At 72.9% G+C, this 20,767-nt stretch carries 12 protein-coding genes; 9 read left to right on the plus strand and 3 right to left on the minus strand.

The features are described from left to right. The first annotated feature begins 17 nt into the window (after positions 1 to 17). Positions 18 to 4,316 carry an AAA family ATPase gene (locus ACFYP3_RS01370; protein ID WP_388824877.1) on the plus strand — a complete coding sequence of 1,433 codons (4,299 nt, stop codon included), beginning with the start codon at positions 18 to 20 and terminating at the stop codon, positions 4,314 to 4,316. 217 nt (positions 4,317 to 4,533) lie between these two features. Then, positions 4,534 to 5,964: a sugar porter family MFS transporter gene (locus ACFYP3_RS01375; RefSeq protein WP_388824880.1), complete on the plus strand. Its 1,431-nt coding sequence runs from the start codon at positions 4,534 to 4,536 to the stop codon at positions 5,962 to 5,964. Between the two features lie 40 nt (positions 5,965 to 6,004). Here the strand turns inward: ACFYP3_RS01375 and ACFYP3_RS01380 are convergent, their stop codons facing one another. Continuing rightward, complete coding sequence (locus ACFYP3_RS01380; protein WP_388824883.1) at positions 6,005 to 6,991, minus strand: LLM class flavin-dependent oxidoreductase; 987 nt, start codon at positions 6,989 to 6,991, stop codon at positions 6,005 to 6,007. 63 nt (positions 6,992 to 7,054) lie between these two features. Next, positions 7,055 to 8,521, minus strand: coding sequence for a cytosine permease (locus ACFYP3_RS01385; protein WP_388824886.1), 1,467 nt, complete (start codon positions 8,519 to 8,521; stop codon positions 7,055 to 7,057). A 142-nt stretch (positions 8,522 to 8,663) separates the two neighbouring features. Here ACFYP3_RS01385 and ftsY point away from each other — a divergent pair, with 142 nt between their 5' ends. Further along, the gene (ftsY, locus tag ACFYP3_RS01390; RefSeq protein ID WP_388824889.1) at positions 8,664 to 9,878 is read left to right on the plus strand and encodes a signal recognition particle-docking protein FtsY; all 1,215 of its coding nucleotides are present in this window, start codon (positions 8,664 to 8,666) and stop codon (positions 9,876 to 9,878) included. 87 nt (positions 9,879 to 9,965) lie between these two features. Here the strand turns inward: ftsY and ACFYP3_RS01395 are convergent, their stop codons facing one another. Beyond that, the gene (locus ACFYP3_RS01395; RefSeq protein ID WP_388824892.1) at positions 9,966 to 10,634 is read right to left on the minus strand and encodes a bifunctional DNA primase/polymerase; all 669 of its coding nucleotides are present in this window, start codon (positions 10,632 to 10,634) and stop codon (positions 9,966 to 9,968) included. A gap of 421 nt (positions 10,635 to 11,055) precedes the next feature. On the opposite strand from ACFYP3_RS01395, the gene ACFYP3_RS01400 reads away from it, so the two are divergent. The 6 genes from ACFYP3_RS01400 (at position 11,056) to ftsH (ending at position 20,765) form a co-directional block, all read left to right on the plus strand. After that, complete coding sequence (locus ACFYP3_RS01400; protein WP_388824895.1) at positions 11,056 to 12,546, plus strand: hypothetical protein; 1,491 nt, start codon at positions 11,056 to 11,058, stop codon at positions 12,544 to 12,546. A 292-nt stretch (positions 12,547 to 12,838) separates the two neighbouring features. Next, positions 12,839 to 14,182, plus strand: a complete 1,344-nt coding sequence (locus tag ACFYP3_RS01405; protein WP_388824898.1) for an ammonium transporter — start codon at positions 12,839 to 12,841, stop codon at positions 14,180 to 14,182. Further along, positions 14,179 to 14,517 (plus strand): P-II family nitrogen regulator, encoded by a 339-nt coding sequence (locus ACFYP3_RS01410; protein WP_030708521.1) that lies wholly within the window; start codon positions 14,179 to 14,181, stop codon positions 14,515 to 14,517. The genes ACFYP3_RS01405 and ACFYP3_RS01410 overlap by 4 nt, the downstream gene beginning before the upstream one ends. 17 nt (positions 14,518 to 14,534) lie before the next feature. Continuing rightward, complete coding sequence (locus tag ACFYP3_RS01415; RefSeq protein WP_388824901.1) at positions 14,535 to 16,964, plus strand: [protein-PII] uridylyltransferase; 2,430 nt, start codon at positions 14,535 to 14,537, stop codon at positions 16,962 to 16,964. Between the two features lie 160 nt (positions 16,965 to 17,124). Next, positions 17,125 to 18,699 (plus strand): signal recognition particle protein, encoded by a 1,575-nt coding sequence (gene ffh, locus ACFYP3_RS01420; protein ID WP_388824903.1) that lies wholly within the window; start codon positions 17,125 to 17,127, stop codon positions 18,697 to 18,699. Positions 18,700 to 18,827: 128 nt separating this feature from the next. Beyond that, positions 18,828 to 20,765, plus strand: coding sequence for an ATP-dependent zinc metalloprotease FtsH (gene ftsH / locus ACFYP3_RS01425; RefSeq protein WP_388824906.1), 1,938 nt, complete (start codon positions 18,828 to 18,830; stop codon positions 20,763 to 20,765). Positions 20,766 to 20,767: the final 2 nt, after the last annotated feature.

Raw genomic sequence — 20,767 nt, forward strand, 5'->3', positions numbered from 1 at the left:
AGGTAGAGTCCGGCGGCGTGCACCTCAAGTCCCTGACCCTGCGCGGCTTCAAATCCTTCGCCTCCGCCACCACCCTGCGCTTCGAACCCGGCATCACCTGCGTCGTGGGTCCGAACGGCTCGGGCAAGTCCAATGTGGTGGACGCGCTGTCCTGGGTCATGGGGGAGCAGGGCGCCAAGTCCCTGCGCGGCGGGAAGATGGAAGACGTCATCTTCGCCGGGACCACCGGCCGGCCGCCGCTCGGGCGCGCCGAGGTGTCCCTGACGATCGACAACTCCGACGGCGCGCTGCCCATCGACTACGCCGAAGTCACCATCACCCGGATCATGTTCCGCGGCGGCAGCAGCGAATACCAGATCAACGGCGACACCTGCCGCCTGCTCGACATCCAGGACCTGCTCTCCGACTCCGGCATCGGCAGGGAGATGCACGTCATCGTCGGCCAGGGCCAGCTGGACTCCGTCCTGCACGCCGACCCCATGGGCCGCCGCGCCTTCATCGAGGAGGCGGCGGGCGTACTGAAGCACCGCAAGCGCAAGGAGAAGGCGCTGCGGAAGCTCGACGCGATGCAGGCCAACCTCGCGCGCGTGCAGGACCTCAACGACGAGCTGCGCCGGCAGCTCAAACCCCTGGGACGGCAGGCCGCGGTCGCCCGGCGGGCCGCCGTCATCCAGGCGGACCTGCGCGACGCGCGGCTGCGGCTGCTCGCCGACGACCTGGTCATGCTGCGGCGGGCGCTGGACGCGGAGATCGCGGACGAGGCGGCGCTCAAGGAACGCAAGGAGGCCGCCGAGGCCCAGCTGGCGCTCGCGCTGCGGCGCGAGGCCGAGCTGGAGGAGGCGGTACGGGAGCTCGCGCCGCGGCTGCAGCGGGCGCAGCAGACCTGGTACGAGCTGTCGCAGCTCGCCGAACGGGTCCGGGGCACCGCGTCCTTGGCGGACGCGCGGGTGAAGAGCGCGACGGCCCCCGTGGAGGACGAGCGCAGGGGCCGCGACCCGGAGGACCTGGAGCGGGAGGCCGCTCGGATCCGCGAGCAGGAGGCGGAACTGGCCGCGGCTCTGGAGGCGGCCGCGCGGGCGCTGGAGGACACGGCCGAGCACCGGGCCGAGCTGGAGCGGGCACTGGCCGAGGAGGAGCGGCGGCTGCGGGACGCCGCGCGGGCCATCGCCGACCGGCGCGAGGGGCTGGCCCGGCTGACGGGACGGCTCGGCGCGGCCCGCTCCCGCGCGGGGGCGGCGCAGGCGGAGATCGACCGCCTCGTCGCGGCCCGGGACGGCGCCCAGTCCCGGGCCGCCGCCGCGCAGGCGGAGTACGAGGCACTGGCGGAAGAGGTCGGCGGACTCGACGAGCCGTCGGCGGACGCGGACCACGACGCCGCGCGGGCGGAGCTGGCGGCGGCCGAGGCCGACCTGTCCGCGGCGCGGGACGCGCTGTCGGGGGCGGAACGCTCGCGGGCGGCGGTGTCGGCGCGGCGCGATGCGCTGGCGATGGGGCTGCGCCGCAAGGACGGTACGGGGGCGCTGCTGGCGGCGCGCGAGAAGCTGGCCGGGCTGCTCGGGCCGGCGGCGGAGCGGCTGACGGTGACGCCGGGCTACGAAGCCGCCGTGGCCGCTGCGCTGGGCTCGGCGGCGGACGCGCTGGCGGTGTCCTCGCCGGGTGCGGCGGCCGGGGCGATCCGCCACCTCCGCGACACGGACGCGGGCCGCGCCACCCTCCTGATCACCCCGCCCCTCCGGCCCGGATCCCCGGCGCTCCCCGCCGGCGCCGCCCACCCCGCGGCCCCGCCGCCCCTGCCGGGCCAGGCCGTCGACCCCGCGGTTCCGTCGCCCGTGCCGGACCAGACGGTCGACCCCGTGGTTCCGTCGCCCGTGCCGGACCAGACGGTCGACCGTGCGGGTCCGGCTGCTGCCTTGGGCCGGGCCGTCGACGCTGCGGGTCCGGCGGCTGCCTTGGGTCAGCCTGTTGATGTTGTGGTTCCGTCGGCCGTGCCGGACCGGGCGGTCGACCGCGGGTGTCCGCCGGTCGTGTCGGGCCGGGCCGTCGACGCTGCGGGTCCGGCGGCTGCCTTGGGTCAGCCTGTTGATGTTGTGGTTCCGTCGGCCGTGCCGGATCAGGCGGTCGACCGCGGGTGTCCGGCGGCCGTGACCGCCCCGGCCGTCGACGCTGCGGTTCCGTCGGCCGCCTTGGGCCGCGCCGGGGATCCTTCGGGTCCCGTGGCCGGCGTGCGCCCGGCCGCCGGTCTCGGGGGTTCGCCTGGCGTTCCGGGCCAGACCCTCGGCGCCGGGCCCGCGCAGGCGGAGCCGGCCGTACCGGGCCAGGATCCGGGCGGCTCAGCGGGCGCACAGCGGCCCGCGGCGGCGGAGCCGGCGCCGGCGGGGCAGGCTTCGGCCGGGGGAGTCCCCCACCCCGCCCCGTCCCCGGACGGGGCTCTGTCCGGCGGGCCGCACACTCCAGCCTCGCCGGCGTTTGAGGCGCGGGGTGCGGGGCGGAGCCCCGGCGAGGGGCCGGCGGGCGAGGGGATTCCCGCGGAGCGGCTGGTCGGCGGGGACGACGAGGCGCGGCGGGCGGCCGCCTGGGTGCTCCGCGACCACGTCGTCGTCGACACGCTCGACGCCGCCGAGGCCCTCGTCGCGGCGCGGCCCGACGCGGTGGCCGTGACCCTCGACGGAGACGTGCTCGGCGCGCACCTCGCGCACGGCGGCTCCGCCGGGGCGCCCAGCCTGATCGAGGTCCAGGCCGCCGTCGACGAGGCGGCGGCGGAGCTGACCGCGCTGGACGCGCGCTGCGCGGACCTGGCCGGGGCCCAGGCGGCCGCCCAGTCCCGGCGCCGGGACGCGGCCGCCCTGGTCGAGGAGCTCGCCGAGCGCCGCCGCGCCGCGGAGCAGGCCCGCGCCGGGGTCGCGCAGCAGCTCGGGCGGCTCGCCGGTCAGGCGAAGGGGGCCGCCGGCGAAGCCGAGCGCAGCGCCGCCGCGGCCGCCAAGGCCCAGGACGCGCTGGAGCAGGCGCTCGCCGATGTGGAGGAGTGCGCGGAAAGGCTCGCGACGGCCGAGGAACTGCCGGTGGAGGAGGAGCCGGACAGCTCCCGCCGGGAGCGGCTCGCGGCCGACGGGGCCAACGCCCGGCAGACCGAGATGGAGGCCCGGCTCCAGCTGCGGACCCATGAGGAACGGGTCAAGGGGCTGGCCGGACGGGCCGACTCCCTGGACCGCGCGGCCCGGGCGGAACGCGAGGCCCGGGCCCGCGCCGAGCGGCGCCGGGCGCGGCTGCGGCACGAGGCGGAAGTGGCCCGGGCGGTCGCCGACGGCTCCCGGCAGCTCCTCGCGCACGTGGAGGTCTCGCTGCTGCGGGCCGACGAGGAGCGCGTCGCGGCCGAACGGGCGAAGGGCCTGCGCGAGCGGGAGCTCGGCGAGGCGCGCAACCGCGGACGGGAACTGAAGGGGGAGCTCGACAAGCTCACCGACTCCGTCCACCGCGGCGAGGTGCTCGGCGCCGAGCAGCGGCTGCGCATCGAGGCGGTGGAGGCCAGGGCGCTGGAGGAGTTCGGCATGGAGTCCGCCGGGCTCCTCGCCGAGTACGGCCCCGACCAGCCGGTGCCGCCGTCCCCGCCCGCCGAGGGCGAGGAGCTGCCCGAGGACCCGGAGCACCCGCGCAACCGGCCCGGCCCGTTCGTCCGCGCCCAGCAGGAGAAGCGGCTCAGGGCGGCCGAACGCGCCTACCAGCAGCTCGGCAAGGTCAACCCGCTCGCGCTGGAGGAGTTCGCCGCGCTGGAGGAGCGCCACCAGTTCCTGAGCGAGCAGCTGGAGGACCTCCGCAAGACGCGAGCCGACCTCCTTCAAGTGGTGAAGGAGGTCGACGAGCGCGTCGAGCAGGTGTTCACCGAGGCCTACCGGGACACGGCCCGGGAGTTCGAGGGGGTCTTCTCGCGGCTGTTCCCCGGCGGCGAGGGCCGGCTCGTCCTGACCGACCCCGACAACATGCTGGCCACCGGAGTCGACGTCGAGGCCCGCCCGCCGGGCAAGAAGGTCAAGCGGCTGTCGCTGCTCTCCGGCGGCGAACGCTCGCTGACGGCCGTGGCCCTGCTGGTGTCCATCTTCAAGGCGCGCCCCAGCCCGTTCTACGTGATGGACGAGGTCGAGGCCGCGCTCGACGACACCAACCTGCAGCGGCTGATCCGGATCATGGAGGAGCTCCAGGAGAGCTCACAGCTGATCGTGATCACGCATCAGAAGCGGACCATGGAGGTCGCGGACGCCCTGTACGGCGTCTCGATGCAGGGAGACGGGGTCTCCAAGGTCATCAGCCAGCGACTGCGCTGACCCACTTACTTCGAGAAGTGAACGCTGTGGCCCTCTTCACTCAGTCCTGACGGTTTTTCTTCGGCTATTGACTTCAGAAAGTGAAGCCATAAGCTCTGGTTGCCGTGTCCGACGTTCAGGTGGTGGTGAGCAGTTTGCTGTGCGCCACTGGAGGAACACGCGTACACACGTACACCCCCACACCGCCCGCCGTCGGCGCCGGGCCCAGGAGCACACCTTGACCAGCACAGCGAACGCACCCGCGTCCGGCAGTGGCCGGGAGGCACGCCCCGACCACCTCGGGCACGTCATCTTCATCGCCGCGGCCGCGGCGATGGGCGGTTTCCTCTTCGGCTACGACAGCTCCGTCATCAACGGCGCGGTCGTCGCCATCCGCGAACGCTTCGACGTCGGGTCCGCGGCGCTCGCCCAGGTGATCGCCGCCGCCCTGATCGGCTGCGCGTTCGGCGCCGCCACCGCCGGCCGCATCGCTGACCGGATCGGCCGAATCCGCTGCATGCAGATCGCCGCGGTCCTCTTCACCGCGAGCGCCATCGGTTCGGCCCTGCCGTTCGCCCTGTGGGACCTGGCCATGTGGCGCGTCATCGGCGGCTTCGGCATCGGCATGGCCTCCGTCATCGGCCCCGCCTACATCGCCGAGGTCTCCCCGGCCGCCTACCGCGGCCGTCTCGCCTCCTTCCAGCAGGCCGCCATCGTCATCGGCATCGCCGTCTCCCAGCTCGTCAACTGGGCCATCCTCAACATCGCCGACGGCGACCAGCGCGGCGAGATCGCCGGCCTGGAGGCCTGGCAGTGGATGCTCGGCATCATGGTCGTCCCCGCCGTGGTCTACGGGCTGATGTCCTTCGTCATCCCGGAGTCACCCCGCTACCTGATCTCCGTCGGCCGCACCGATCAGGCCAAGAAGGTGCTGCGCGAGGTCGAGGGATCGAAGATCGACATCGACGAGCGGGCCGCCGAGATCGACCGGGCCATGCGCTCCGAGCACAAGTCCACCTTCAAGGACCTGCTCGGCGGACGCTTCGGCTTCCTGCCCATCGTCTGGATCGGCATCGGGCTCTCCGTCTTCCAGCAGCTCGTCGGCATCAACGTGATCTTCTACTACAGCTCCTCGCTGTGGCAGTCCGTCGGCATCAATCCGTCCAGCTCGTTCTTCTACTCCTTCACCACGTCGATCATCAACATCATCGGCACGGTGATCGCGATGGTCCTGGTCGACCGGCTGGGCCGCAAGCCGCTGGCGCTGATCGGCTCCGCGGGCATGGCGATCTCCCTCGGCCTCGCCGCGTGGGCCTTCTCCTTCAAGGAGGGCACGGGCGACGACATCACCATGCCCGACACCCAGGGCACGGTCGCGCTGATCGCGGCGCACTCCTTCGTGCTCTTCTTCGCCCTGTCCTGGGGCGTGGTGGTCTGGGTGCTGCTCGGCGAGATGTTCCCGAACCGCATCCGGGCCGCGGCGCTCGGTGTCGCCGCCGCGGCCCAGTGGATCGCCAACTGGGTCATCACCGTCACGTTCCCGACGCTCTCGGACTGGAACCTGTCCGGCGCGTACATGATCTACACGTTCTTCGCCCTGCTCTCGATCCCGTTCATCCTCAAGTGGGTGCCGGAGACCAAGGGCAAGGCGCTGGAGGAGATGGGGTAACCATCCCCGCCACCACCCCTCTCCTCGATACTGCCCCGGCTCAGTCCCTGAGCCGGGGCAGTACCTGTTCGCACAGCAGGTGCAGGCTGCGCCAGCCCTCGTCCAGCGGCATCCCGCCGCACAGCGGGTGCAGGACCAGGTTCCCCGCCTCGCCCGCTCCCCGCGCGTACGCGACGGCCTCGTCGGGGGTGAGGACCCGGTACACGCCCTCCGCGCGCAGTTCCGCCACCGAGCGCGCGGCCGACCGTACGGCGCTGCGGATGTCCTTGGACTGCCAGGAGGCGTACATCCCGGCCTCGTGCAGGAAGCGCTCGCCGTGCTCCGCCCAGACCCGGTCCGGGTCCTCCGCGATGTGCAGCAGCGGGGTCTCGGCCGCCGGCATCATGCAGAAGCCCTCCGTGCCGTACTCCGCGAGCCTCGCGTGGTAGTACGCCTCCAGCTCCGGCAGGTGCGCGCTGGGGAAGAACGGCAGCCCCAGCCGGGCCGCGCGGCGGGCCGCCGCCTCGGAGCTGCCGCCGACCAGCAGCAGCGGGTGCGGCCGCGTGAACGGCGTCGGGGTGACCCGCACCGTGCGGCCGCGGAACTCGAAGGGCTCGCCGGTCCACGCCTTCAGCAGGGTCTCCAGCAGCTCGTCCTGGAGCCTGCCGCGCCGGCCCCACTCCACGCCGTGCTGCTCGTACTCCTCGGGCCGGTAGCCGATGCCCGCGACCGTCACGAGGCGGCCACCGCTCAGCAGGTCCAGGACGGCGATGTCCTCGGCCACCTTCAGCGGGTCGTACAGCGGCCCGATGATCGCCGAGACGGTGACGGCGATCCGGCGGGTGGCGCCGAAGACGGCGCCCGCGAAGGCGAAGGGGGAGGGCAGCCAGTTGTTGTCCGTGCCGTGGTGCTCCTCGGTCTGGATGGTGTCGATCCCGCGGTCGTCCGCGTACCGGGCCATCTCCAGGGCCGCCTTGTAGCGGGCGGAGAGGGACTCGGGGGTGCCGTTCGGGTCGACGAGATTGAACCGGGCCACGGTGATGGGCATGGAGGAGTCCCCCTTCGCCGGAGGTGGGTGGGCGGGCGAAGGGGGACGTTAGCTGACGTGGCGTCAGCTGGACAGGGATCCGGCGAGCGCGGGCTCCTGCGCCGGGGCCGCGTCGGGCCCGGGCGCCACGGGAGCCGTGCGCGGCAGGACGGCGTACAGCACGCCGGAGGTCACGATGCCGGCCACCCAGCCCAGGCCGTTGCGCCCGATCCAGGTGGTCGCGAGCGGCCCGCTGAGCCAGTCCACCGAGGTGAACAGCAGGCCGACCACCAGGGCCAGGGCCCACGCGGTCATGGCCTGCCAGGCGAAACCGCCCCGGTACCAGTAGGCGCTGGTCCGCGTGGTGTCCAGCAGCGCGGCCCCGTCGTAGGTCCGGCGCCGCAGCATGTCCACGCCGAAGACGCCGATCCACGCCGAGAAGGCCACGGCCAGCAGCGTCAGGAAGGAGATGAAGGAGCCGAAGAAGCTCGTCGCGACCACCATCAGCAGGAAGCCGAAGACCAGGCTGATGGCCGCGTTGACGCTGACCGCCCACGCGCGCGGGACCTTGATGCCGAGGGTCTGCGCGGTGAAGCCGGCCGAGTACATGGACATCGAGTTGATCAGCAGCATCCCGACGAGCGCGACGAGCAGGTACGGGACCGCGATCCAGGTCGGGAGCAGCTCGCCGATGAAGGACACCGGGTCCTGGGCGGTGGCCAGGTCCGGAGTGCCGACGGCCATGACCGCGCCCATGAGGACCATCGGGAGGACGACGACGCCGGCGCCGCCGATCGTCGCGCCCACCAGCCCCCTGGAGGAGGCGGTGCGCGGCAGGTAGCGGGTGAAGTCGGGACCCGAGGGCACCCAGCTGATGCCGCCGGCCGCGATGGTGCCGATGCCCGCGATCATCATCGCGGTGGAGCCGGCCGGCTTGCCGAGGACGGCGGACCAGTCGGTCGTGAAGAGCAGGTAGCCGAGGACGAGCACGCTGAAGGCGCCGAAGAGGTACGTCGACCACGTGGAGCACACGCGCAGCGCCTTGATGCCGAGGCCGGAGACCACGAAGGTGCAGCCCACGAAGAACACCAGGGTGACGACGATGAGCGGGGTGTTGCTCTTGATCCCGAAGAGCAGGCCGAGCACGGTCAGCACGGCGTAGGCGCCGCTCACCGCGTTGATCGTCTCCCAGCCCCACCGCGCCACCCAGATCAGGGAGCCGGGGAAGAGGTTGCCGCGCTGCCCGAACACGGCCCGCGAGAGGGCCATGCCGGGAGCGCCGCCGCGCTTGCCGGCGATCGATATCAGGCCGACCATCCCGTACGAGACGACCGGCGCGGCGACCGCGACGACGAGCACCTGCCAGATGTTGAGCTTGTTGAAGATCACCAGACCCGCGCCCATGGTCAGCAGCAGCACGCTGATGTTGGCGGCGACCCAGGTGGGGAAGAGGTCGCGGACCCGGCCGCCGCGCTCGCCGTCCGGGACGGGCTCCAGCCCGCGGGTCTCCATCGCGGTTTCGGTTGCGCCGTCGGCGGGCTCGGCAGGCATGCGGCTGCTCCGTGGGGGAGGGATGAGGGGAAGTCGCCCATCATGGGGGATGTGCCGCTAAGAGCACAAACGGAGCCTTACGTCCCGGTGTGACGCCCGGGGTCCGAGCTCCGGGCCGCCCGTGGCCGATACTGATGAGGTTATGGACATCCTCATCCTTGCTGTAGTCATCGCCCTGGTCGCGGTCGGCGCGATCAGCGGGCTCGTGGTCAGCAGCCGCAAGAAGAAGCAGCTGCCCCCGGCACCGCCCAGCTCGCCGACCATCACTGCCCCGCCTGCCGAACCGCAGGTGGGGGAGGACGCCGTAGAGACGGCGGAAGAGCCGCGCCGCACGATCGAGGAGGTCGGACTCCCGCACGCGGAGGTCGAGGCCCCGGTCGAGGCGCCGGCCGCCGAGCCCGAGGTCCCGGCCGCGCCCGCGATCGAGGTGCCCGAGCCCACCGCCGGCCGCCTGGTCCGGCTGCGCGCCCGCCTCGCCCGGTCCCAGAACTCCCTCGGCAAGGGGCTGCTCACGCTGCTCTCGCGGGAGCACCTCGACGAGGACACCTGGGAGGAGATCGAGGAGACCCTCCTCGTCGCCGACGTCGGCGTCGTGCCCACCCAGGAGCTCGTCGACCGGCTCCGCGACCGGGTCAAGGTGCTCGGCACCCGCACCCCGGCGGACCTGCGCGCCCTGCTCAAGGAGGAGCTGCTGACCCTGGTCGGCACCGACTTCGACCGCGTCGTGAAGACGGAGAGCGGCGAGGACACGCCCGGCGTGATCATGGTCGTCGGCGTCAACGGCACCGGCAAGACCACCACCACCGGCAAGCTCGCCCGGGTGCTCGTCGCCGACGGCCGCAGCGTGGTGCTCGGCGCGGCCGACACCTTCCGCGCCGCCGCCGCCGACCAGCTCCAGACCTGGGGCGACCGCGTCGGCGCCCGTACCGTACGCGGCCCCGAGGGCGGCGACCCGGCCTCGATCGCCTACGACGCGGTCAAGGAGGGCATCGCCGAGGGCGCCGACGTGGTGCTCATCGACACCGCCGGCCGCCTGCACACCAAGACCGGCCTCATGGACGAGCTCGGCAAGGTCAAGCGCGTCGTCGAGAAGCACGGCCCGCTGGACGAGATCCTGCTGGTCCTCGACGCCACCACCGGGCAGAACGGCCTGACCCAGGCCCGCGTCTTCGCCGAGGTCGTGGACATCACCGGCATCGTGCTGACCAAGCTCGACGGCACGGCCAAGGGCGGCATCGTCATCGCCGTCCAGCGCGAACTGGGCGTCCCGGTCAAGCTCGTCGGACTCGGCGAGGGCCCGGACGACCTGGCCCCCTTCGAGCCGGAGGCGTTCGTCGACGCCCTCATCGGCGACTGAGCGCGGCCGCCGCGCACTACGGGTGCCCCCGCGTTCCGTCCGGAACGCGGGGGCACCGTCGCGTGCGGGGGGTGGGCGTGGGCGTGGCTACCGGCGCGAGCGGTGGCAGATGTAGGCGAGGGTGCCCAGCAGCAGCCGGGCCTGCGGCGGGCCCCCGGCGCAGTCCAGGGCGGGCGGCCGCAGCCAGCCGACCTGGCCGAGCCCGGCCCGGTCCGAGGGCGGGGCGGTCACGTACGCCCCGGGGCCGAGGGCCCGCAGGTCGAGGTCGGCGTCGTCCCAGCCCATCCGGTACAGCAGCTGGGGCAGCTCGGCCGCCGCGCCCGGGGCCACGAAGAACTGCGCCCGCCCGTCCGCGGTCACGATCACCGGGCCGAGCGGCAGCCCCATCCGCTCCAGCCGCACCAGCGCCCGCCGCCCGGCCTCCTCGCAGACCTCGATGACGTCGAAGGCGCGGCCCACGGGCAGCAGCACCGCGGCGCCCGGGTAGTCCCCCCAGGCCTCGGTGACCTCGTCCAGGGTGGCCCCGGCCTTGACCGTGGGGGCGAAGGGGAGCGGATGCGCCCCGGGGGCGACGCACTCCGCGTCGCCGCAGGAACAGTCGCGGGCGGGTGCCGCGGCGCGGGCGCCGGGGACCACGTCCCAGCCCCACAGCCCGGTGTACTCCGCCACCGCCGTGCACTCCGAGGTCCGGCCCCGGCGCCGGGTGCCGGAACGGAACTCCCTGGTGCCGCGGCCGCCGCCGATCGTGAAGCCCATGCCCATGCCCCCTCCAACGGGTCGGACGCGCCGGTGGTTACGACGCCGGTGGTGACGACGTCGGCGGAACCCGCAGACCGCGGTCCGCCGCGGGGTGCCCGCAGGGCTGCCCGGCGCACTCCTCGCCGCGCGCGCCCCGAGCGCACTCCAGTCCAACCAAGCCGTTTCACCTCGGTGTCAAGTGAATCGCGCCTGGCCGGTGGCGAGTTCATTCGAAGGGGTGGCGAATGGTGGCGTTTCTGGAATCGACCTCGCCGCAGGGGTGATCGTAGGATTACTTTCGGTACACGAACCCCAAAGGCAGACCCGTCCGTGGGTATGCCGGAGGCAATGTGTGAGGGATCTGTGAAGGTCCGTGGCGGCGCCCTGCGCCCCGGCCAGGGTTTCGTGTGGAAGAGGCTGATCGGATGGGGGCGTTCCAGTGAGCGGCAACGGCGCAAGCGGAACGATCGAGGACGCTGCTGCGCGCAACGACCAGCTGACCTCGTGGTTCGTCCGCAGCGGCTGGTCCAAGGGCGAACTCGCCCGGCAGGTCAACCGCCGGGCCCGTCAGATGGGCGCCCACCACATCAGCACGGACACCTCCCGGGTGCGCCGCTGGCTGGACGGCGAGCAGCCCCGCGAGCCCGTCCCGCGCATCCTGTCCGAGCTATTCTCCGAGCGCTTCGGCTCCGTCGTCGCCATCGAGCAGCTCGGTCTGCGCACCGCCCACCAGACCCCCTCCGTCTCCGGGGTCGACCTGCCCTGGGCCGGCCCGCAGACCGTCGAACTGCTCGGCGAGTTCTCCCGCAGCGACCTGATGCTGGCCCGCCGCGGCTTCCTCGGGACCTCGCTCGCCCTCTCCGCCGGCCCCGCCCTGATCGAGCCCATGCAGCGCTGGCTCGTACCGGTCCCGGCCGCCGACCCGGGACCGCGCACGGTGGGGCCGACGGGGGCCCTCGGCGGCCACCGCCCGCCCCGGCTCTCCGAACCGGAACTCGACCTCCTCGACGCCACCACCGTGATGTTCCGCCAGTGGGACGCCCAGTGCGGGGGCGGGCTGCGCCGCAAGGCCGTCGTCGGCCAGCTCCACGAGGTCACCGACCTGCTCCAGGAGAACCACCCGGCGCCCGTCATGAAGCGGCTCTTCAAGGTCGCCGCCGAGCTGGCCGAACTGGCCGGCTGGATGAGCTACGACATCGGGCTGCACCCCACCGCGCAGAAGTACTTCGTGCTCGCCCTGCACGCGGCCAAGGAGTCCGGCGACAAGCCGCTCGGCTCGTACATCCTCTCCGGCATGAGCCGCCAGATGATCCACCTGGGCCGCCCCGAGGACGCCCTCGAACTCGTCCACCTCGCGCAGTACGGCAGCCGCGACTGCGCCGGCCCGCGCACCCAGGCCATGCTGTATGCGATGGAGGCCCGCGCGTACGCCAACATGGGCCAGCCCAGCCGCTGCAAGCGGGCCGTGCGGATGGCCGAGGACACCTTCTCCGACGTGGCCTTCGGCGGCGAGCCCGAGCCCGACTGGATCCGCTTCTTCTCCGAGGCCGAGCTGAACGGCGAGAACTCCCACTCGTACCGGGACCTGGCCTACGTGGCCGGGCGCAGCCCCATGTACGCCTCCCTCGCGGAGCCCGTCATGGAGCGGGCCGTCGAGCTCTTCGAGAAGGACGAGGAGCACCAGCGCTCCTACGCCCTCAACCTCATCGGCATGGCCACCGTCCACCTGCTCCAGCGCGAGCCGGAGCAGGCCGCGGCCCTCGTCGACAGGGCCCTCGACGTGGCGGGAAAGGTGCGGTCCGAACGAGTGAACACGCGCCTGCGCAAGACCGTCGACAGCGCCGCCCGTGAGTACGGCGACGTAGCCGAGGTGGTCCGGCTCACCGACCATCTCGCCTCCCGGCTCCCCGAAGCCGCGGAGGCCGTCTGACGGCCCCGGCGGCCGTCCCTCAGGCCCCGGCCGCGGCAGTCACCCCGTGAAGCCCGATCAGGCTCCCCCAGCCAGGACGTCCGGGTCACCGCCGCGGCCGGTCGCACCACCCGCACAGTTCATGGACGCGTAACACGCCCGACCTCTTCGTCATCGGCGCGAAACACCCAGCGGCGCCGCCGGAAACCGGCCTGCGCGAATCTCATGGCCAATAACCGGCCAGTTCCCAATACCGCCGCTCAGGTTTTCACGATCGCCCGCACGCGAACGTACCGACGACGAGGAGACGCCGATGGCATCAGCCATCACGACCCTCGCGGCAGACGCCCCGACGCTGTCTGCCGCGAACACCGGGTTCATGCTCATCTGCTCCGCCCTGGTCATGCTGATGACCCCGGGACTCGCCTTCTTCTACGGAGGCATGGTCCGCGTCAAGAGCAGCCTCAACATGCTGATGATGAGCTTCATCAGCCTGGGGATCGTCACGATCCTCTGGGTCCTCTACGGCTTCAGCCTCGCCTTCGGCACCGACTCAGGCTCCCTCATCGGCTGGAACTCCGACTACGTCGGCCTCAGCGGCATCGGGATCACCGAGCTGTGGGACGGCTACACCATCCCGGTCTACGTCTTCGCCGTCTTCCAGCTGATGTTCGCCGTCATCACCCCGGCCCTGATCAGCGGCGCCCTCGCCGACCGGGTGAAGTTCAGCGCCTGGGCCCTGTTCACCGTCCTGTGGGTCACCGTCGTCTACTTCCCCGTGGCCCACTGGGTCTGGGGCGCGGGCGGCTGGCTCTTCGAGCTCGGCGTCATCGACTTCGCGGGCGGCACGGCCGTCCACATCAACGCCGGCGCCGCCGCCCTCGGCGTGATCCTGGTCATCGGCAAGCGCGTCGGCTTCAAGAAGGACCCGATGCGCCCGCACAGCCTGCCCCTCGTGATGCTCGGCGCCGGTCTGCTCTGGTTCGGCTGGTTCGGCTTCAACGCGGGCTCCTGGCTCGGCAACGACGACGGCGTCGGCGCGGTCATGTTCGTGAACACCCAGGTCGCCACCGCCGCCGCCATGCTCGCCTGGCTCGGCTACGAGAAGCTGCGCCACGGCTCCTTCACCACCCTCGGCGCCGCCTCCGGCGCGGTCGCCGGCCTCGTCGCGATCACCCCCTCCGGCGGTGCGGTCAGCCCGCTCGGGGCCATCGCGGTCGGCGCCATCGCCGGTGTGCTCTGCGCCATGGCGGTCGGCCTCAAGTACAGGTTCGGCTACGACGACTCCCTCGACGTGGTCGGCGTCCACCTCGTCGGCGGCGTCGTCGGCTCCCTCCTCGTCGGCCTCTTCGCCACCGGCGGGGTCCAGTCCGACGTGGCCGGCCTCTTCTACGGCGGCGGCTTCGAACAGCTCGGCAAGCAGGCCGTCGGGGTCTTCTCCGTCCTCGCCTACTCTCTGGTGGCGTCCGCGCTGCTCGCCTTCCTCCTCGACAAGACGATCGGAATGCGGGTCAGCGAGGACGTCGAGGTCGCCGGCATCGACCAGGTCGAACACGCCGAGACCGCCTACGACTTCAGCGGAGCCGGTGGCGGCGCGGCCTCGCGCGGCACCGCCGCACCCGCCCCCTCCGCCGCGAGCAAGAAGGTTGACGCATGAAGCTGATCACCGCGATCGTCAAGCCGCACAAGCTGGACGAGATCAAGGAAGCCCTCCAGACCTTCGGAGTGCAGGGCCTCACGGTCACCGAGGCCAGCGGCTACGGCCGCCAGCGCGGCCACACCGAGGTCTACCGCGGTGCCGAGTACCAGGTCGACCTCGTCCCCAAGATCCGCATCGAGGTCCTGGTCGACGACTCCGACGCCGAGGAACTGATCCGCGTCATCGTGAGCGCGGCGGCCACCGGCAAGATCGGAGACGGCAAGGTGTGGAGCGTCCCCGTGGACTCCGTCGTACGGGTCCGCACCGGCGAGCGCGGCGCTGACGCGCTCTAGGTGACGGGAGCTCCCGGGTGACGAGCGTGGAAAAGACCACGGACCACACGGCCGACCCGGGACCCGGCGGATACGCCGCGGCCCGGCTGCGACTCCTCCAGGAGGAGTCGCGGTCCGGGCCCTCGCGGCGTTCCGCCCTGGCCGGACTGACCGACGACTGGCTGAACGCCCTGTTCACGACCGCCGTACGGGAGACCGGCGTCCGCGGCGCCACCCTGGTCGCCGTCGGCGGCTACGGACGGGCCGAACTCTCCCCGCGCAGCGACCTCGACCTGGTGCTGCTCCACGACGGCAAGGCGGAACCGCGGGCGCTGAGCGCGCTGGCCGACCGCCTCTGGTACCCGGTGTGGGACCTCGGCCTCGCCCTCGACCACTCGGTACGCACCCCCGGCGAGGCCCGCAAGACCGCTGCCGAGGACCTCAAGGTCCAGCTCGGCCTCCTCGACGCCCGGACCGTCGCCGGCGACGCCGGACTCCTCGCCGGACTGCGGACGTCCGTCCTGGCCGACTGGCGCAACCAGGCCGCCAAACGGCTCCCGCAACTGCACGCCCTGTGCCGCGAGCGGGCCGAGCGCGCCGGCGAGCTCCGCTTCCTGCTCGAACCCGACCTCAAGGAGGCCCGCGGCGGGCTCCGCGACGTCACCGCCCTGCGGGCCGTCGCGGCCTCCTGGCTCGCCGACGCCCCGCGCGACGGCCTCGCCGAGGCCCGGCTGCGGCTCCTCGACGCGCGCGACGCCCTCCACCTGGTGACCGGCCGGGCCACCGACCGGCTCTCGCTCCAGGAACAGGACCAGGTCGCGGCGCAGCTCGGGCTGCTCGACGCGGACGCGCTGCTCCGCGAGGTGTACGAGGCCGCGCGGGTCGTCGCGTACGCCGGCGACGTGACCTGGCGGGAGGTCGGGCGGGTGCTGCGGGCCCGCGCCGCACGGCCCCGGCTGCGCGGGCTGCTGGGCGCCCGGGCCGCCGCGGCCGCCGCCCGGGCACCGCTGGCCGAGGGCGTGGTGGAGTCCGACGGCGAGGCCGTCCTGGCCCTGGCGGCGCGTCCCGAGCGCGACCCCGTCCTGACCCTGCGGTTCGCCGCGGCCGCCGCGCAGGCGGGTCTCCCCGTATCGCTGCACGCCGTACGCAGGCTCGCGGCGCAGGCCAAAGCGCTCCCGGTGCCCTGGCCGGCCGAGGCGCGGGAACAGCTGGTGACCCTGCTCGGGGCGGGGGAGCCCATGGTCGCCGTGTGGGAGGCCCTGGAGGCGGAAGGCCTGATCACGCGGCTGCTCCCCGACTGGGAGCGGGTGCGCTGCCGCCCGCAGCGCAACCCCGTCCACACCTGGACGGTGGACCGCCACCTCATCGAGACGGCGGTGCGGGCCGCGGCCCTCACCCGCCGCGTCGGCCGCCCCGACCTGCTGCTGACGGCGGCCCTCCTGCACGACATCGGCAAGGGCTGGCCGGGCGACCACTCGGTGGCCGGCGAGACGATCGCCCGCGACGTCGCCGCCCGCGTGGGCTTCGACGCGCAGGACGCCGCCGTACTGGGGACGCTCGTACGGCACCACCTGCTGCTGATCGACACCGCGACCCGGCGCGACCTGGACGACCCGGCCACCGTCGCCTCGGTCGCGGAGGCCGTCGGGTCGGTGGGCACGCTGGAGATACTGCACGCCCTGACGGAGGCGGACGCCCTGGCCACCGGACCCGCGGCGTGGAGCGCATGGCGGGGCTCGCTGGTGGCGGACCTGGTCACGCGGGTCGCCGCCGTGCTGCGCGGCACGGCCCCGGCGGTCCGGGAGGCGCAGATCCCGACCACGGAACAGGAACGCCTGGCGGTCGAGGCCCTGCGCACCCGCGAGCCGGTGCTCGCGCTCCACGTGCGGCAGGAGGAGGCGGACGCGGTCGGCGGGGAACTGGTCGTGGCCGTCCCCGACCAGCCGGGGGTCCTCCCGGCGGTCGCCGGGGTGCTGGCCCTGCACCGGCTCACCGTACGGGCGGCGGACCTGCGCTCCACGGAGCTCCCGGACCGGCTGGGAGAGGTCCTGGTGCTGCGGTGGCGGGTGGCGGCGGAGTACGGCGCGCTGCCCGAGGCCGCACGGCTGCGCAGCGACCTCGTCCGCGCGCTGGACGGATCGCTGGACGTCCCGGCGAAGCTGGCGGACCGCGAGGCGGCGTACCCGCGCCGGCGCGGGGTGGTCCCGCCGCCGCCCCGGGTCGCGGTCGTCCCCGACGTCTCCTCGATGGCCACGGTCCTGGAGGTGCGGGCTCCCGACGCGGTGGGCCTGCTGCACCGGATCGGGCGGGCGCTGGAGTCCAGGGGCGTGCGGGTCCGCAGCGCGCACGTCTCCACGCTGGGCGCGAACGCGGTGGACACGCTGTACGTGACCGACGCCGAGGGCAAACCCCTGGCGCCCGCGGAGGCCGCCGCCCTGGCCGGGGCGGTGCAGGCCGCCCTGTCGTAGCCCCGCCGGGCGCCGGCCCGTACGGGTGCGGCGCCGCCGGCGGGGGCTCCGCGGGGTGCGGGCCGGAGCCCCGGTTCGGGCCGCCGGGTCCACCACGTGGTACGGCCGGATACCCTGGGGGACGACCACAACGCCCCCGACCCGAGGAATCGCGACCACCGTGTTCGATACGCTCTCCGACCGCTTGGCGAATACCTTCAAGGGCCTGCGCGGCAAAGGCCGGCTGTCCGAGGCTGACATCGACTCCGCGGCCCGGGAAATCCGTATCGCCCTCCTCGAGGCCGACGTCGCCCTCCCGGTCGTCCGCTCCTTCATCGCGAACGTCAAGGAAAGGGCCCGCGGCGAGGAGGTCAGCAAGGCGCTGAACCCCGGCCAGCAGGTCCTGAAGATCGTCAACGACGAGCTCGTCACGATCCTCGGCGGCGAGACCCGGCGGCTGCGCTTCGCCAAGACCGCGCCCACCGTGATCATGCTGGCCGGTCTCCAGGGTGCCGGTAAGACCACCCTCGCCGGAAAGCTCGGCCTCTGGCTCAAGGGGCAGGGCCACACCCCGCTCCTCGTCGCCTGCGACCTCCAGCGCCCCAACGCCGTCAACCAGCTCTCCGTCGTCGCCGACCGCGCCGGCGTGGCCTTCTACGGCCCCCAGCCGGGCAACGGCGTCGGTGACCCGGTCCAGGTCGCCAAGGACTCCGTCGAGTACGCGCGGACCAAGCAGCACGACATCGTCATCGTCGACACCGCCGGCCGCCTCGGCATCGACCAGGAGCTGATGCAGCAGGCCGCGGACATCCGCGACGCCGTCAGCCCCGACGAGATCCTCTTCGTCGTCGACGCCATGATCGGTCAGGACGCGGTCAACACCGCCGAGGCCTTCCGCGACGGCGTCGGCTTCGACGGCGTCGTGCTCTCGAAGCTCGACGGCGACGCCCGCGGTGGTGCCGCGCTCTCCATCGCGCACGTCACCGGCAAGCAGATCATGTTCGCCTCGAACGGCGAGAAGCTCGACGAGTTCGACGCCTTCCACCCCGACCGCATGGCGGGCCGGATCCTCGACATGGGTGACATGCTCACCCTCATCGAGCAGGCCGAGAAGACCTTCTCGCAGGCCGAGGCCGAGAAGATGGCGGCCAAGCTCGCCAAGGGTCCCAAGGAGTTCACGCTCGACGACTTCCTGGCCCAGATGGAGCAGGTCCGCAAGATGGGCTCCATCTCCAAGCTGCTCGGCATGCTGCCCGGCATGGGGCAGATCAAGGAACAGATCAACAACATCGACGAGCGCGACGTGGACCGCACCGCCGCGATCATCAAGTCGATGACCCCGGCCGAGCGCCAGGACCCGACGATCATCAACGGCTCGCGCCGTGCCCGTATCGCCAAGGGTTCCGGCACCGAGGTCAGCGCCGTCAAGGCGCTCGTCGAGCGGTTCTTCGACGCCCGCAAGATGATGTCCCGCATGGCCCAGGGCGGCGGCATGCCGGGCATGCCGGGCATCCCCGGGATGGGCGGCGGCCCCGGCCGGCAGAAGAAGCAGGTCAAGCAGGCCAAGGGCAAGCGCAAGAGCGGCAACCCGATGAAGCGCAAGGAAGAGGAGGCCGCGGCAGCGGCCCGCCGCGAGCAGGGCCCGCAGGCGATCGAGCCCGCGGCCGGCGGCAGCCCCTTCGGCCTTCCCGCCGGCGGCGGCCAGCCGGGCCAGGACTTCGACCTTCCGGACGAGTTCAAGAAGTTCATGAAGTAGTACCCGCGCAGGCGGACAGCGGAGGGCCCCGGTCGTGATCCCACGGCCGGGGCCCTCTGTGCTCTGCGGGGCAACGGGTCGATTTGTCGCTTATCGTCGGCCGGGAGGATGGCAGAAGGAGGCGCCCCGTGCCCAGCCCCACCCCCGTACCTCCCCGAGACAGGGCCGACACGCCCTGGCGCTCGGAAGGCGCCCCGCCCACCCCTCCGCCGAAGAAGAGGATGCCGGGCGGCTGGCGGGGACTGATCCTCGCCGCCCTGATCGTCTACCTGGTGACCAACCTGGTGCTGTCCTTCTTCAACGAGGGGGACGAGCCGACGATCTCGTACACCGAGTTCAGCAAGCAGGTGGCCGACGGCAACGTCTCGAAGATCTACTCCAAGGGCGACGCGATCCAGGGCGAGCTGAAGGCCAAGCAGCCACTGCCCGACGGGGACAAGGGCGACTACACCAAATTCGTCACCCAGCGCCCGGCCTTCGCCGACGACGACCTGTGGGCCGACCTCACCAAGCAGAACGTGACCGTGACGGCCTCCCCGGTCGTCGTGCAGCGCAGCTTCCTCGCCAACCTGCTGCTCTCCCTCGCCCCGATGCTCCTGCTGGTCCTCCTGTGGGTGGTCATCGCCCGCCGGATGGGCTCGGGGATGGGCGGCATGGGAGCCCTCGGGCGCAAGGCCCCGCCCAGACCGGTGGAACTGGAGACGGGTGACAAGCGCACCACCTTCGAGGACGTCGCCGGCATCGACGAGGTCGAGGGCGAGCTCAACGACGTCGTCGACTTCCTCAAGAACCCGCAGACCTACCGGAAACTGGGCGCCCGGATGCCCGGCGGCGTCCTCCTGTCCGGCCCGCCCGGCACCGGAAAGACCCTGCTGGCGCGCGCGGTCGCGGGCGAGGCCGGGGTGCCGTTCTTCTCCGCCTCCGCCTCCGAGTTCATCGAGATGATCGTCGGCGTCGGCGCCTCCCGCGTCCGCGAGCTCTTCACCGAGGCGCGCAAAGTGGCCCCCGCGATCATCTTCATCGACGAGATCGACACCATTGGCCGGGTGCGCGGCGGCGGCGCGGCCATGGGCGGCCACGACGAGCGCGAACAGACCCTGAACCAGATCCTCACCGAGATGGACGGCTTCTCCGGCTCGGAGGGGGTGGTCGTCCTCGCCGCCACCAACCGGGCCGACGTCCTCGACCCCGCCCTGACCCGGCCGGGCCGCTTCGACCGCACGGTGGCCGTCTCCCCGCCCGACCGGGCCGGCCGCGAGGCCATCCTGCGCATCCACACCCGGGACATCCCGCTCGGCCCCGGCGTCGACCTCGCGCAGGTCGCCCGCACCACCCCCGGAATGACCGGCGCCGAACTGGCCAACCTCGCCAACGAGGCCGCGCTGCTCGCCGTGAAGCGCCGGCAGGACCAGGTCACCCAGTCCGACCTCTCCGACGCCCTGGAGAAGGTCCAGCTCGGCGCGGAGCGGTCCCTGGTGATGCCGCTGGAGGAACGCCGGCGCACCGCGTACCACGAGAGCGGCCACGCCCTCCTGGGCATGCTCCAGCCGGGCGCCGACCCGGTCCGCAAGATCACGATCGTGCCCCGCGGCCGCGCCCTCGGCGTCACCCTCTCCACGCCGGACGCCGACAGGTACGCGTACACCGAGGAGTACCTGCGCGGCCGCATCATCGGGGCGCTCGGCGGCATGGCCGCCGAACACGTCGTCTACGACGTCATCACCACCGGCGCCGAGAACGACCTCGAACAGGTCACCAACATCGTCCGCGGCATGGTCGGCCGCTGGGGCATGAGCGACCGCGTCGGCAAGCTCACCGCCATCCCCTCCGACGGAGGCGGCCCCTACGGCCTGTCCGCCGCCCCCGCCACCCTCGACGCGGTCGACCACGAGATGCGGCGGATCGTCGACGAGTGCTACATGGACGCCTGCCGCCTGCTGCGCGAACACCGGCCGCAGCTCGACGCCCTGGCCGAGGCCCTGCTCGCCAACGAGACCCTGGACGAGGCGGCCGCCTACGCCGCCGCCGGGATCACCCGCCTGACGAAGGCCCACGACACCGACTGACG

It is taken from the genome of Streptomyces sp. NPDC005533 (assembly GCF_042871845.1).
In the GTDB taxonomy this organism is placed as follows: Bacteria; Actinomycetota; Actinomycetes; order Streptomycetales; family Streptomycetaceae; genus Streptomyces.